Raw genomic sequence first — 14,726 nt, forward strand, 5'->3', positions numbered from 1 at the left:
TTACGCACCGACGGGGCCTTGTTTCCGTGCTGTCGCCACCCCACTGGTGATAGCGATGAGTCGGCTGACGTCACGAAATACGCCCGGCCAATACAGTGGTCCACTCGGCGAGGTAGTCGCCGTCAGGCACCTGAGCCTGGTTACGACGAAACAGGTGTGCAGCGATCCGTGCACCGAGCAGTCCGTTGACTCCGAGAGCTGCCAAGGTGTCGCGTTCTTTGGCTGTGAGATCCGGATTCCAGCTGTGCAGCCAACCGGCCAATTCAGCGGTAAGCCCGTCAACGAGTGCAGCGTAAGCCGTGTCGAGGCGGTCGGACAGGCCTGCGGGGGTGCGCGCGGCGATCTGCAGCAGTTCGGATTCCTGGTCGATGACGCTGAGTAGGTAGCGACCCAGCACCGTCAGCTCACTGTGCAGATCTCCAAGGCCGGCGAACAACGCTCGAATATCACCCATGGCGGCACGGCGGTCGAATTGGCGGTCTATCCCAGCGGTCAGCAGGGCGTCTTTAGATTTGAAATGCCGATACAGGGCGCCGGATCCGGCAGCCAGCCCCGCGGCGGCCTCTATTTGGGCGACGCTCGTCGCCTCAAAACCCTTGTCGCTGAACAACCGCATCGCTTCGGTGAGTAGCCGATCGCGAGTCGGAGCCGTCATTGACACCTCCAAAGTGATCACTTACTGTCTGTCTGTATCCACTTTACTACTCGCGATCAATCCGCGGGAAGGAGTCCGGGATGCCGACAGGCGAGACGCACGTGCCCCAGGGCCGGATTCGACGGACGATGCCGCTGGCGGGATTCACCGCCCGCGCGGCTGGTGGGCGATTGGTGGCGGGATTGCAACAGCGCGTCGGTGACGACGGCGCGGTGGGGCGGTTCCACGAGCGCACCGCAGAGCGCTACGTCGACCTGCTCGGCCAATCCAAGGGCGCCCTGATGAAACTCGGACAACTGATGTCATTGATCGACTCCTCCGAGGTGGGATCGGGCGGGTTCGCGCCCTATCAGACAGCGCTGACGCGACTACAGGCTGACGCTCCGCCGATGGCGGCCGAACTCGTCCACGACATCCTCCACCGGGAACTGCCCGACGGCACAAATACCTTCGCTGCGTTTGTCGACGAACCTGTCGCGTCTGCGTCTATAGGCCAAGTGCACCGGGCCGTCCTGCCCGACGGCCGCGATGTCGCCGTCAAAGTGCAGTACCCCGGTGTCGCGCAGGCCATCCGGGAGGATCTCGCCAACACCGAACTCGTGGCGACTTTTCTCCGCTTTGCCACGTCAGCGTCGGGCATTGTCCTGGATCCACGCGCACTGGCGCGCGAGTACACCGCACGCATCGTGGAAGAAGTCGACTACCGGCGCGAGGCCGCGATGATCGACACTTTCCATCACCTGTATGGCGACCACCCATTCTTTCGCGTTCCCGAGGTCGTCACACAGGCTTGCAGTGACCACGTCCTGACGATGACCTTCATGGAAGGAATCGGCTGGAGCGCAGCGCAACACGCCGACCAAGACTTGAAGAACACCTGGGCCGAAGTCGTTACCCGGTTCAGCTATGCCAACCTGCGCCATTCCAATCTGCTGCATGCTGACCCACACCCGGGTAACTACCGTTTCAGGGACGACGGCAGCGTCGGATTCGTCGACTTCGGCTGCATCAAAGTCCTGCCCGAGGACAAACGTCGACTGTGGATCTCGATCGTGCGCAACACGATCGACAAGAATCTCGATGCGCTCCGCGCCGACGTGATCGAGGCCGGGTTCATGACCGAGGACTTTCCCATGACCGGTGAGAACCTCCGCGACTTCTGGACTCAGGTCTTCTACGACTTCATCGCCGCACCGCAGCCGGTCACCTACACCACCAGAAGCACCACGCGCACTGCCCGCTGGATGTTCAGCCCCGACTCGGCCAATCCGTTATCGCGCATGCACATCCCCGACGATTACGCGTTCGCACCGCGCGTCAACCAGGCGTTGACCAAGCTTTGCGCCACTCTGCACGTCACCTTGCCGGCACGCAGCATCGTCGATGATATGGACGGTGTCGCCGAACCGATCACCGAGTTGGGCCAACAACACCACGCCTGGGTCCGGCATCGCGGCCTACCGGGTGCGCTGGACAACCACGACGACCACCGCGGCACCGCAGGTGTCCGTGTGGACGGAAACCGCTGATGGCCGGAGCGGGCCGATCGGTGCCACAGGGCCGGATCCGCCGAACAATGCCACTGGCGGGATTCACCGCCCGTGCGGCCGGCGGTCGACTGGTGGCGGGATTGCAACAGCGAGCCGGCGACGAAGGCGCAGTCGAGCGCTTCCACGAGCGCACCGCCGAACGTTACGCGGAAATGCTCGGCCATTCCAAAGGCGCCCTGATGAAGATTGGGCAACTCGCCTCGATGATCGACATGCAAAGCCTAGGTACTGGTGGATTTGCTCCGTACCAGAAGGCTCTCACCCGGCTGCAATCCGATGCGCCACCGATGGCTCCGGAACTTGTTCACGAGATGCTCGACAGCGAACTTGCCTCTGGTGTTGGGACATTCGCCGACTTCAGTGCCATCCCGATTGCAGCTGCATCTATCGGGCAAGTGCATCGGGCAACACTGCACGACGGACGCGAGGTCGCTGTGAAAGTCCAGTACCCAGGCGTGGCACACGCGATCCAAAGTGACCTCGCCAATACCGAGTTGGTGGCGACGTTCCTGCGGTTTGCAACCTCAGCATCTGGGATGGTGTTCAATCCACGGACGCTGGCGCGGGAGTTGACCATGCGGATCGGCGAGGAGCTCGATTACCAACGTGAAGCGACCACTGTCGCAACTTTCGGTGGGCTCTACCGCGGACACCCGTTATCCGGATCCCCGAAGTCATCGCCGAAGCTTCCAGTAGCCGCGTACTCACCCTGACTTACCTCGCGGGGATGGGTTGGGACGCCGCGCAACACGCCGATCAAGATCTGAAGAACGTATGGGCTGAAACGATATTGCGCTTCTCGTACGGCAACTTCAGGCATGCCAACCTCCTGCACGCCGATCCGCACCCGGGCAACTACAGATTCAACGATGATGGGTCCGTTGGCTTCGTTGACTTCGGCTGTGTCAAGACTCTTCCCGAGAAGAAGCGCCGACAATGGGTGTCTGTCGTGCGCAATGTGCTCGACAACCGCAGAGATGATCTCCGCGAGGCGCTCGTGCGAGCCGGCTTCATCACCGCTGACTCACCGTTGACAGGTGCGGACCTATATGGGTTCTACTCACAGGTCTTCTACGAGCTCGTTAGCGAACAACCTTTCACTTACACGCCTGACTGCGGCGCCCGGTCGGCGCGGTGGCTCTTCGGCGTGGATGCGGCGAACCCGTTGTCGCGCATGTCCGCACCAGATGACTTCGTGTTCGCCCCGCGGGTCCAGCAAGCCCTCACCAACATCTGCGGCTCACTAAACGCAACGCTGCCGGCCCGCTCGATTGCCGACGACATGGACGGCGTCGCCGAGCCCACCACCGAACTTGGAAACCAACACCACGCCTGGGTCCGCGAACGCGGCCTGCCCGGCGCATTGGAGCACCATGACCACCCCTGACATCCGAGTCGCGCCCCGGCTGCCGTGGGACGCAGCCGACCCCTACCCATTCTATGAAGCCCGCCACCACGACGGCACCGTCGTGTGGGACGACACCGCCCAGGCCTGGCTGATACTGAGCCATCCTGCAGCACGCGACGTGCTCGCCGACCCGCACTGGAGCACCGATCCCCGTGGTAATCCCGCCAACCGCGAGGTCCAACTTAACGCCGCCATCGTCGAATCCAACATGCTCTTCACCGACGGTCCTTCACATTCTCGCTTAAGAGGCGCAGTCCGAGACCTGTTCAGCCGCAACTTCATCAGCGGTCTCGCCGAAGGGATCGAAGCCATATGCGGCGACGTCATCAACTCGATCCCCGCTGGCGAATCCTTCGACCTGATGTCCCGGATCGCGCTGCCGCTTCCGGTTGCCGTCATCGGGGCCTGGCTGGGATTGGAACCCGACCAGTGCGCGACGCTGCGCGACCACTCCCCCGCCATTATTCGCCTGCTCGGCGGTTTCACCGATCAACAGGCCCTCGACGAAGGACTGGCCGCCTCGGGAGCGCTTATCGCCGACTTCCTACCGGCCGCCGCCGACCGCCGAGCACACCCCCGAGACGACCTGCTCAGCGTGCTGGCCACCGATCCAGATCTGAGCCTCGACGAAGTCACCACCAGCGCTATCCTCATCGCCGTCGCCGGCCACGAAACCACCGCCAACTTGCTTGGCGCGGCGCTGATCCGGCTGCTCACGGTCGCCGCAGATGGCACTCGACTGGCCGACACGTTCGACCCCAAGGATCCTGGAACATTCACCGAATTGCTGCGCCTGGACTCCCCCGTACAAGCCACCGCACGCACCGCCACCGCCGACCACAAGATCGACGGCGTCGAGATCCCGTGCGGCGACGGTGTCGTGGTCTGTCTGGCCGCGGCCAATCGCGATCCCGCAACCTATGACGAGCCCGACCGCTACCGGCCCAGCCGCTCAGGCCCCCCACCTCTGACCTTCGGCCACGGCGCCCACTACTGTCTCGGAGCCACGCTCGCCCGTCTGGAGACCGTCACCGCACTACAAAGCATGCTGGCTCGCAAGCCCGAACTCGCCGGCACGCCGAGTTGGCGCCAAACAACGGCCATCCGCGGACCCCAAACAGTGCCAGTGCGATTCACCGAATAGGCAAGACTCTCCAGCAGTGGGGGCAGCCCTGCCCGGTCACGCCCATCTTTCGACCATTCATCAGACCGGCTGCACCGGCACAATCTCAGTCCGCGCGATAGCAAGCTCACGTTGCCGGGATAGTATGGTCCGGCGTGGATCAGCCATGAAACCATCCATTGCCTCCGCCGAGGCCCATTCAAAGAGCTGTATCTCCAGCGGTCGGCCCGCAGCACCATCGGTCCGAGCCCGATGTACAACCTTCCCGCTGTGCTCTCCCACTAGCGCCAGTACCGCATCTTCGTAATCGACGAGAGCCTGTTCCATCCCCGAGCGCGCCCACAGAAAGACGTAGAACATCTGCTTCACTATGTGAGGTTGGCATGTGGCAGCTTGGAATCCAACCGAATTTGGACCTAGCCAGACGATCCCCGTCGACGCTGACCTTCAAGCACACCCGCCGCGGCACATCGGCGACGAAACGCCGGCGGTTGGCAGTACATGGCAGCGCCCGGGCTAGAGATGGCGGTCATGACCGGCGACGGTAGGGATATGAGTCCATCCAGTACTGCTGACGAGTTCGTAGCAAGGTTCACTGACTTCTGGCACAACCCGTCGCCTCGGCGTCTACCTGAGCTGCTTCACCCCGACGTGATACTGACCCAGCCCCTGGCACCAACAACCGAAGGGATCGTCGCCGCGCAGAAACAGTTCGAACGGTTTTGCCGCTGTCTCCCTGGCCTGAATGCCAGCATCGACCGCTGGTCCGGCACGGACGAATTGATCTTCATCGAATTCACCCTGCACGCCCGCCTCGGCCGCGACACCCTCGACTGGCCCACGGTGAATCGCCTCGTCCTCGACGATGGCAAGGCCACCGAACGGGCAACCTATTTCGATCCCCTCACGGTGCTACCCACCTTGCTGCGCCACCCGTCCGCCTGGTGGCGGTGGTACACGTCTTGACATCAATCTCGCCGAGACGGTGACCGTTGTCCCGCAAGCTACCGAGCGTCCGGAGACCAGGGAGACATAAACGTCTCGGTCGTTGTTCGTCACCAGAATCGTGATGAAATCGGGTAATGGCTGCCGACCCTGAGGTTCGTACCACGGCAGGAACTGTGCGCGGCAGGTGGGAGAATGCCGTGGCCATATTCCGCGGCATCCCTTATGCGCAACCGCCTGTCGGCCGCCACCGCTTCGGTTACCCCGTCCCGACCACGCGATGGGTCGGCGTTCGTGACGCGGTGCAGTTTGGCCCCCCGGCACCCCAACCTGACGCGACGACTTCTGACGTAGATACGGAGTGGCTCACACTTAACGTGTGGTCGCCAGATCCCGGTGTCGCTGGGCTGCCGGTCATGGTGTGGATCCACGGTGGCCGTTATCTGGAAGGCCATACCGCCAATCCGCACCAAGACGGTGCACTTCTCGCCAGGACCGGGGTGGTGATGGTGAGCCTGAACTACCGCGTCGGCGTCGAGGGGTTTGCCTGCATTGCCGGAGCACCGAACAATCGTGGCCTGCTTGACCAGATCGCCGCCTTGCACTGGGTGCACGACAACATCGCAGCTTTCGGCGGGAACCCCGCCAATGTCAGCGTGTTCGGGCAATCCGCGGGTGGCGGCAGCGTCGCGTCTCTTCTTGTGATGCCTGCAGCGAAGGGGCTGTTTCACCGCGCAATCGCCCAAAGCCCACCTGGCACATTCTTCACCGAGAATCTCGCCGCAGCGGTCGCGGGAGAGATCGCCGCCGAACTCAGCGCCCGACCCACAGTCGCTGAATTGCAACAATTCTCGCCCCACACCCTGGCCAACGCGAGCTTCGGCCTTCTGCGTCGTATGCCCGACTTTGTCAACGTCTGGGGTCCCATGGCGCTGACTCCGACGCCCTTCTCCCCCATCGTCGACGGCGTGATCCTGCCCGACGCGCCGTGGCGTGCACTAGCTGGTGGCGCTGCCCGCGGCATCAACCTCGTCTGCGGGCACACACGCGACGAATACTCGCTTTTCAATCCACTGCGCGGACAGCCCGTATCCGACGAACTCTTCGCTGAAACAGTCGACAGGCTCGGGCCCAACACCTGCGCCCCAAGTCAGTATCGCGCAGCCTACCCGGAGGCCACCACCTCGCAGCTTTACGAGACGGTGAACGCCGATTGGCTTTTCCGAATGCCGTGCCAACACCTCGCCACTGCCCACCGTGCGGGGGGCGGCACCGCATGGCTTTACGAACTGGCGTGGGGTTTCAACCCCGATGAGGGCGCCTCCCACAGTCTGGACATGCTCTTGGTCCTCGGCACACTCGACCGCGACGACATCACCAACCACCCCTCCGTACACCCGGGCGCCCCCGACGAATACGTCCAGGTCTCCCACGCGATGCGCACAGACTGGGCCGCATTCGCCGCCCGTGGCGAACCGGGTTGGGCAGCCTATGAGCCGAACACTCGATCCACGCGGGTTTACGACACCACGACGACCGACCGGTCCTACCCCGAAGAAGCTTCCCGCAGACTCTGGGAGAACCATCGATTCGCAGCGCTTGACCGCATCGACTGAAGCGAACGCCGACCCTTCTAACTCGATCGGGTGCGAAAACAGGTCTCAGTTCATCACGAGTGCCCTCCACGACATAGGGAATTGCACTGCGAACACCAACACCACGAGACGCGCTGTACACGCTGTGCGCATCCTTGGATCCCGGGAATCGATCGCACGTTTCGCCGAGCCGGGGTACCACGTCAATTCGGACGGACGCCGCACTCTTCAGATCGTCGTCGTACCGCGCGTGTCGTCCACCACGCCACCGCGCGATCCACCACTGCCGAGGGTGTGCGCGCCCACGCAATATGGTCGTTGCTCACTCCCTCGGGAACATCATCCGGTCGAAGATGCTCTCGGACAACGCACTTCGGTTCGAAGAATCGACGGGCGAGATCATCGACGCCCCGCTTCGGGGCCAAGGTGTCGTCGTGCATGCTGATCAGCAGGCTGGGCGTGGCGATCGGCTCGACCGCGGTGAACGGGGTCCGCCCCGTGCGTGCCATACGAGCCCACTCCCGCATGAGTGTTCGCGCGCCGGGACCTCCGAAGGCGGGCCGTGGCAGGTATCCGCAGGCGGCGGTGAGCGCAGGCACCGCTAGACATCCCATGGCCGCGACGTGCACGCCACCGAAACGGTAGTGACGGTAGTGCGGCACACATGCCCCGACGGTGATGATGCCGTCAGCGGGATCGCACGTGAGTTGGTGCCCGACTGCGAGCTGGCCACCGAGACTGTGGCCGAGGATCAGCACCGGGCGGGCGGCATCCAGTGACCGTGCCTGCGCGACAGCATCGGCAATGTCGCCGATCTCGTCACCGTAGGACCAGTCGTGGGTGCGACTGGCCCTGGGTGCGCCGGCTTCGAATCCGCGGCGGGGCAGCGCTCTGGCCGTCCAACCGACGCGCTCGAACGCTGCCGTCAACCGGGTGTAGTACTGCGATCCGATAGCCATGGCAGGGGCAACGAGAACGAGCGGATCGACGTGATCAGACATCGGCGGCGCCCCCCTTGGAATCGCGGAGTTGCCTGCGGTTGAGCAGCCACCAGGCCAGCACGAGATCGGCGGTCCGGTCGATGTCCAAGCCGGTGACCTCACCGAAACGCGTCAATCGGTAGTGAATGGTGTTGCGGTGCAGATGCAATGCGCTCGCAGTGTCGTTGACCCGTCGGTCGTGGGTGAGTAGGGCAAGCACCGTGTCCGCGACCTCGGCACCGCTGCGGCCCAGATCGAGCAGCGGCGCAAGGTGGCGTTCATGCAGCATCACGGCCGCGTCCTCGGCCTCGGCCAGCAGGGTCCGAGGCCCGAGGTCCGCCAGTTCGAGCACACCCGTCAGGTCATGCTGCTCTGCGATGTGCAGGGTGAGGCGTGCCTGGGCGTAAGACCTGCTGGCATCCGTCAGGTTGACCGCGTGGCCGAGCCCGACGGGGACGGGTTGGCGGACCGTGTCGGGAACCCGCGGCATCACGGCGATCAGCATGCCGTCGACGACCGCATCGACGACGGGAAGCTCTTGCGTCGCCCCGTGGACCCGTAGGACGGTCACCACGTCGGACAGCGATCCACCCGCGGGCGGTCGCATACACGCGACGCGGTAGGCGACGGAGAGGTCCAGGTGGTGCAGTCGAGCGTGGTCAGCGAGAACCGCAGGGGCGAGGCTACCGGCGACGAGTTGGCGCAGAAAGTCCGCCCGCCGCGTCGCGCTGGCGACGGCCAAATCTCGCTCGACGGCGTGGATCACCGCCGCACCCTCGGTCGCCCAATCCCACGCCAACTCCTGCACGTCGGCCGCCACATGATCCGAAACACCCAGCTCGACTGCGCGCTCGCGCAAGATGCCGGAGATGCGACGCGCGCCCAGCTGGACGCTGTGAGCAACCGGGTCCAGCGGAATGCCCTGATCGGCCAGATGACGTGCCAAGCTGGCCAGCGAATCGGTGCTCAACGACTGACTGTCATCACTCAACTGGGTGGCAACCAGACTGAGGATGAGCCTCGTGTTCGCGTAGATCACGGTGGGGTCGAAGTGCACGTACACCGGAATCTTGGCCTGATAGAGCTTCGTCAAGTCCGCGGCCAGCTCGTCGAGTTGCGGCTCGATCGCGGCTACCAACGTCGCCAGGACGTCCGGGCCCAGGCGTTCTCCCACGGCATGCGCGAAGGCGGCGACGTCCACAATCCGAGTCTGCCAGCTCACGGTGCACAGCGATATGTGCACGTGCACAAACGCCGACCCGAAAATGAGGGCACACGTCCATTCTCAGAGCGTTCTCGCAAGGAATGATTGGACACATGAACAGATCCTCCCGCCCAGACGCCGCGACTCAGCGGCCTCGCGTGGCGATCATCGGGTCCGGTTTCGGCGGACTGGGTGCTGCCGTTGCTCTGAAGCGCGCAGGGTTCGGCGACATCACCATCCTGGAACGCGCCACGGATATCGGCGGGGTGTGGCGTGACAACACCTACCCCGGTGCCGCCTGCGACGTGCAGAGTTACCTGTACTCGTTCTCCTTCGCGCCCAACAACGAATGGAGCCAGATGTTCTCGCCCCGGAGCGAGATCCACGACTACCTACGCGCGGTGGCTCGCGACCACGATCTCCTCCGGCATCTGCGGCTCAATTGTCCCGTCGAGAGCGCTCGGTGGGACGCGGAAGCGCTACTGTGGCGCCTGACCACGCCGCAGGGCGAGATCGAAGCCGAACACGTCGTGGTGGCCACCGGTGCCCTCGCCGACCCCGTCATTCCGCAGCTTCCCGGCATCGACTCGTTCGCGGGCGCCGTGTTCCACTCCTCGCGGTGGGACCACGACCTCGACCTGGCAGGCAAGCGCGTCGCTGTCGTCGGAACGGGTGCCTCGGCCATTCAATTCGTGCCGGCGATCCAACCGATCGTTGACCAGCTCAACGTTTTCCAACGCACACCGGCGTGGATCATGCCTCGCCACGACCGAGCCATCAGCAGGCGTGAGAAGGCTGCGCTGCGCTTGTTGCCGCCGCTGCACCGACTGCGCCGAGCCGCCATCTACGTCAAGCGAGAGTTTCAGATCCTCGCGTTCCGGAATCCGGCACTGATGAAGATCGCCGAGCGAACCGCGCTCAAGCACCTGGAAACTCAAGTCAAAGACCCCGATCTCCGCGCCAAACTGACTCCGACCTATCGCATCGGCTGCAAGCGCATCCTGATCTCCAACGACTACCTACCTGCACTGGACGCGCCGAATGCGGACGTGGTCACCGCCGGAATCCAAAAGGTTGTCCCCGATGGCATCGTCGATTCCACGGGTGCCCTGCACGAGGCGGATGTCATCATCTTCGGGACCGGCTTCAAGACCGACGGACTCCCGCTCACCGACCGGATCTACAACGCGGACGGCACCTCCATGGCCGACGCCTGGGGGGACAGTCCGCGTGCCTACCTCGGCACGATGGTCACCGGGTTCCCGAACCTGTATCTGATACACGGTCCCAACATCGGCCTCGGCCACACCTCGGTGATCACCATGTTCGAGGCTCAGAGCCGCTACCTGGTCGACGCCATCGCCCACGCGACCCAGAAGAATGCCGCGACGGTCGAGCCAACCCCTCAAGCACAAGCCGAATACGTTCTGACGGTTGATGACTTGACCAAGGGCACCGTGTGGACCAGTGGCGGCTGCACAAGCTGGTATCTCGACAAGACCGGCCGCAACAGCAACCTGTGGCCGGGTGCCACGTTCGACTATCACCGGCGCACAAGGCGTTTCACGGCGGCCGACCACAGCACACGCACCCCCGAGAAGGCCGTCCAAGCATGAGCACGACGACGTTGAGCGGGAAGACCGTCCTCATCACGGGGGCCGGTTCGGGTATCGGCGCCGCCACGGCGACTGTGCTCGCAGCCCGGGGAGCGCACCTGGCGCTGCTCGACCTCGACGAGCAAGCAGCCACCCGAGTCGCCGAAGGCCTCTCCGCACCGGGCCGGCACCTCGCGATCGGGGCCGATGTCACCAGCTCGGAATCACTGACCGCCGCCACCGACACCGCGATCACCCACTTCGGCGGGATCGACGTCGTGATTGCCAATGCCGGTGTGGCCGAAGCCGGTACGGTCGCGACAAGCCGGATCGAGAGCCTCGCACGAACCGTGGACGTCAACCTGACCGGGGTCATCCGCACCGTACACGCCACGCTGCCCCACGTCATCGACCGGCGGGGATACATCCTGCTGGTTTCGAGCGCCGCGGCACTGAAGAACGTGCCGGGAGGATCCTCCTATGCAGCCTCCAAGGCCGGCGTCGACGCGTTCGGAGGCGCCATGCGGCTCGAGGTCGCCCACCGTGGCGTCGACGTCGGCGTCGCACATCCCGCATGGGTGCGCACCCCGATTCTCGACGCGCAGTACAAGATCGACGCGGTACGTGAGGGCATCAGCAAGCTGCCGTGGCCCTTCAACGTCGTCACCGACGTCGAGGACTGCGCCGAGATCTTCGCCAAGGGTGTGGAGAAGCGCTCCCGCAAGGTGTACGTGCCAGGGGCGCTGGCCGCGGTCGACCGGGTCCGGCCGCTGTTCACCGGGGCACTGTGGGACCGCCTGGTCAAGCTTCGGGCGGCGACGACAGTTCCCGCACTGGAAGCCGAAATCTCCTCGCGGGCAACACGATGAGTGCACCCGTGCTCTTGCTTCACGGCCTTGGCGGCTCACCGGCAGCGTTTCAGCGGCTACGGCCCCTGCTCACCGATGACGGTGCGTCCTGGGCACCGGCGCTCACCCACCCGACATCCATCGACGCTGACGCCGACGCCCTGCTGGAGGAACTCACCAGGGCGGTCGGCAAGACCGGCACACCGGCCGTGGTGGTCGGGCACTCCCGCGGCGGGCTGGTCGCCACCGCCCTCGCCGAGCGGGCACCCGATCTCGTCGGGCACCTCGTACTGGTGAACGCCCCGCCCACCACGGGTAGCCGACTGACAGCGCACTCGGGCAGCGAGCGACTAGTGGCGACCCCGCTGCTGGGATCCCTTGCCTGGCGGGCGATGACGCCGCGGCTGGCGGCGCGAGGGCTGGCCACGGCGTTCGCGCCCGGCACCGCGGTGCCCGACAGCTTCGTCCGTGACTTACTCGCGACGGGCAGGGATCCCTTCCTCGCGGCCACCCTGGCCGTCGACGTCTACCTGAAATCGATGCCGTTACCCGACCGCCTAAGGCGTCTGCCGCACCGAGTCGACGTCGTCTTCGGTACTCAAGACCAGCGAGTCGCCTACCACCCGTACCGAGCCCTGACCGACGACGGCAGGATCCGCCAGACGGAGATCCCGCAGTCCGGGCACACCCCTATCTGGGAGGCCCCCGACGAGGTCGCACGGATCATCAACGAGGCGCTCCGCACGACGAAGGCGAGGTAGTTCCCATCAACGCCATCCCAACGTGGCCCACAGCGGTCATCGATCCGCACGTGCACCAGTGGGATCCCTACCGCACGCCGCGCCACGTCACGGGACGGGCACGTGCGCTGCGCCCGCTGCCAAGGATCCCTGCCGCAGCACGATTCGTCACCACCCGGGCGGAGCGCGAATTCGTCGGCGACCCGAACCACGTGCTCAAGCCCTATCGCCCGCGGGACTACCTCAACGACGCCGATCGGGTGCCCGTCCGTAGCGTCGTTCACGTCGAGGCAGCGTGGTTGGGCGTACCCGAAACCTCGGTCGACGAGACCCGCTGGGTATCGACGCTGCCGTGGAACACCGACGGCGCCCCCGACCTCGGCGCGATCGTCGTGCACGCCGACCCACGGTGGAAGGCCTGCGCCACAATCCTTGACGAGCACCTATCGGTCAGCGGTCTGGTTCGCGGAGTGCGGCATTCGGTCTCCCACCACGACGACCCACAGGTGCGCGACTTCGAAACCGGTCCCGATGTGCTGGCCCAACCCGACTTCATCGACGGATTCGCCGCCATCGCCGAACGCGGCCTGAGCTTCGAGCTGTGGCTCTACGCCCACCAGATCCCGACGGCGCGCCGGTTGGTCCGGGAATACCCCGACACCCGGTTCGTCTTCTGCCACTACGGAACTCCGGTCGGACTGCTCGGCCGCCGCGGAAAACACACCGCACGAACGACCGCGGCGCGGGACCGGATCCTGCAGACGTGGCGCGCGGACGTCGCCGGCCTCGCCGAGCACCCCAACGTCGTGGCCAAGCACTCGGGGCTGGGCATGCCGCTACTGGGCCGCGCGCCGCTGCGCCGACTGACGGCCACCCGGCTGGCCCAGTTCGCCGATCAGGTCGCCCCGCTCGTCCGTCACCTGCACGACTGCTTCGGTCCGAACCGCACCATGTGGGCGTCGAACTACCCGATGGACAAGCCCTGCCTCACCCTTCCCGCGACGGCCCAGATCGTGCTCGACGTCCTCGGCTCGGACGCCGACCCAGCCCAGCTGTTCCACGGCGTGGCCGCCCGGACCTATCGAATCCCGCCCATACCCCAGCCCGGCGGCGGTCCGCCGGCGCCCAGCAAGGAGAACCAATGTCCCACGACCCCTTGACCGATCAGGTCATCCTCATCAGCGGCGCCGCCGGCGGGATCGGATCGGCGACCGCGCGCCGACTGGTTCAACGAGGCGCGAAGGTGGTGCTGGGTGACCTCCATGCCCCGGCTCTCGACGAACTGGCGACCGAGCTCGGCGCGAACGCCCATCCGGTCGTTCTCGACGTCACCGACCCGGAGTCGTGCGCCGCAGCCGTGCAGTTTGCCGTGACCCAGCATGGTCGACTCGACGCCGTGTGGGCTAACGCCGGTATTTCCGCCTTCGGCCCCCTCGAACTCGTCGAACAGGACACCTGGCGACGCGTGATCGCCGTGAACCTGGTGGGCGTCTACAACTTGGTCCAGGCCGGGCTGCCGGCGGTTATCGACAGCCAGGGCTACGTGGCCATGACCGCTTCGTGGGCGTCGTTCGCGCATTCACCAGGACACAGCGCGTACGCCGCGGCAAAGGCAGGAGTAGAAGCACTCGCGAACTCGCTGCGCAGCGAACTCGCCCACCAAGGCGTCCGGGTCGGCGTGTTCCATCCCGGCTGGATCGACACCCCCATGGTCACCAACAAGATCGACACCCAGCCCGCGTTCAACGTGATGCTCAACAGCCTTCCCAAACCGTTGCGCAAGGTGACGGCGGTCGAGGACCTCGCCGAGATCCTCGCCGACGCACTCGCCACCCGACCCGACAAGGTGGTCTACCCCCGCGTCGGATGGGTACTACACGCACTGCGCCCGCTGCTGGCCACCCCACTACTAGCCAGTCGGGGCCGCAAGGTCGCCCCGCTCGTGCGCCGGTTGTATGCCGAACAAATCGAATGAATTGCCCCGATTTGCTGAAGCTTCGACGCGGACTGACCTTCCGCAACCATCCGCCACGGCGATCCGCTGGTGTGGCCGGGTAGAGGTGCCGAGCGTTTCGGCGTGAAA

At 65.0% G+C, this 14,726-nt stretch carries 13 protein-coding genes and 1 pseudogene; 10 read left to right on the forward strand and 4 right to left on the reverse strand.

The annotated features are described in order from the left end of the window. Nucleotides 1-70 precede the first annotated feature (70 nt). On the reverse strand, nt 71-655 hold the full coding sequence (locus tag H7J86_RS03165) for a TetR/AcrR family transcriptional regulator (protein WP_267290553.1): 585 nt from the start codon (nt 653-655) through the stop codon (nt 71-73). A gap of 80 nt (nt 656-735) precedes the next feature. Between H7J86_RS03165 and H7J86_RS03170 the strand changes: the two genes are divergently transcribed. The 3 genes and pseudogenes from H7J86_RS03170 to H7J86_RS03180 all read left to right on the forward strand — a co-directional run bounded on the left by H7J86_RS03170 (nt 736) and on the right by H7J86_RS03180 (nt 4,757). Continuing rightward, nucleotides 736-2,184 (forward strand): ABC1 kinase family protein, encoded by a 1,449-nt coding sequence (locus H7J86_RS03170; protein ID WP_267289346.1) that lies wholly within the window; start codon nt 736-738, stop codon nt 2,182-2,184. 332 nt (nt 2,185-2,516) lie between these two features. After that, nucleotides 2,517-3,592: pseudogene (locus H7J86_RS03175) on the forward strand (ABC1 kinase family protein). Continuing rightward, entirely contained in the window at nt 3,579-4,757 is a 1,179-nt protein-coding gene (locus H7J86_RS03180) for a cytochrome P450 (RefSeq protein WP_267289348.1), read from the forward strand. Before H7J86_RS03175 ends, H7J86_RS03180 begins: the two are co-directional and overlap by 14 nt. Before the next feature lie 60 nt (nt 4,758-4,817). Here H7J86_RS03180 and H7J86_RS03185 read toward each other — a convergent pair whose 3' ends face one another. Further along, the gene (locus H7J86_RS03185) at nt 4,818-5,096 is read right to left on the reverse strand and encodes a hypothetical protein (protein WP_267290555.1); all 279 of its coding nucleotides are present in this window, start codon (nt 5,094-5,096) and stop codon (nt 4,818-4,820) included. A gap of 171 nt (nt 5,097-5,267) precedes the next feature. On the opposite strand from H7J86_RS03185, the gene H7J86_RS03190 reads away from it, so the two are divergent. Then, nucleotides 5,268-5,702 carry a nuclear transport factor 2 family protein gene (locus H7J86_RS03190; protein WP_267289350.1) on the forward strand — a complete coding sequence of 145 codons (435 nt, stop codon included), beginning with the start codon at nt 5,268-5,270 and terminating at the stop codon, nt 5,700-5,702. A 116-nt stretch (nt 5,703-5,818) separates the two neighbouring features. Continuing rightward, entirely contained in the window at nt 5,819-7,297 is a 1,479-nt protein-coding gene (locus tag H7J86_RS03195; RefSeq protein WP_267289352.1) for a carboxylesterase/lipase family protein, read from the forward strand. 182 nt (nt 7,298-7,479) lie between these two features. Here H7J86_RS03195 and H7J86_RS03200 read toward each other — a convergent pair whose 3' ends face one another. Both H7J86_RS03200 and H7J86_RS33345 read right to left on the reverse strand, forming a co-directional pair. Continuing rightward, nucleotides 7,480-8,277 (reverse strand): serine aminopeptidase domain-containing protein, encoded by a 798-nt coding sequence (locus H7J86_RS03200; RefSeq protein ID WP_267289354.1) that lies wholly within the window; start codon nt 8,275-8,277, stop codon nt 7,480-7,482. Further along, nucleotides 8,270-9,457, reverse strand: a complete 1,188-nt coding sequence (locus tag H7J86_RS33345) for a PucR family transcriptional regulator (RefSeq protein WP_267289355.1) — start codon at nt 9,455-9,457, stop codon at nt 8,270-8,272. The genes H7J86_RS03200 and H7J86_RS33345 overlap by 8 nt, the downstream gene beginning before the upstream one ends. 116 nt (nt 9,458-9,573) lie before the next feature. On the opposite strand from H7J86_RS33345, the gene H7J86_RS03210 reads away from it, so the two are divergent. From H7J86_RS03210 to H7J86_RS03230, 5 genes are read left to right on the forward strand one after another with little or no spacing between them, the layout of a single operon-like run. After that, a complete protein-coding gene (locus H7J86_RS03210) occupies nt 9,574-11,076 on the forward strand; it encodes a flavin-containing monooxygenase (protein ID WP_267289357.1) in 1,503 nt (500 codons plus the stop codon). After that, the gene (locus H7J86_RS03215) at nt 11,073-11,924 is read left to right on the forward strand and encodes an SDR family oxidoreductase (protein WP_267289359.1); all 852 of its coding nucleotides are present in this window, start codon (nt 11,073-11,075) and stop codon (nt 11,922-11,924) included. The genes H7J86_RS03210 and H7J86_RS03215 overlap by 4 nt, the downstream gene beginning before the upstream one ends. Nucleotides 11,925-11,932: 8 nt before the next feature. Next, nucleotides 11,933-12,664 carry an alpha/beta fold hydrolase gene (locus H7J86_RS03220; RefSeq protein WP_267289361.1) on the forward strand — a complete coding sequence of 244 codons (732 nt, stop codon included), beginning with the start codon at nt 11,933-11,935 and terminating at the stop codon, nt 12,662-12,664. Between the two features lie 50 nt (nt 12,665-12,714). Further along, nucleotides 12,715-13,803: an amidohydrolase family protein gene (locus tag H7J86_RS03225; protein WP_267289363.1), complete on the forward strand. Its 1,089-nt coding sequence runs from the start codon at nt 12,715-12,717 to the stop codon at nt 13,801-13,803. Continuing rightward, a complete protein-coding gene (locus H7J86_RS03230; RefSeq protein ID WP_267289365.1) occupies nt 13,785-14,618 on the forward strand; it encodes an SDR family NAD(P)-dependent oxidoreductase in 834 nt (277 codons plus the stop codon). The genes H7J86_RS03225 and H7J86_RS03230 overlap by 19 nt, the downstream gene beginning before the upstream one ends. Nucleotides 14,619-14,726: the final 108 nt, after the last annotated feature.

Origin of the sequence: Mycobacterium hackensackense, from assembly GCF_025822555.1 — a bacterium.
In the GTDB taxonomy this organism is placed as follows: domain Bacteria; phylum Actinomycetota; class Actinomycetes; order Mycobacteriales; family Mycobacteriaceae; genus Mycobacterium; species Mycobacterium fluoranthenivorans.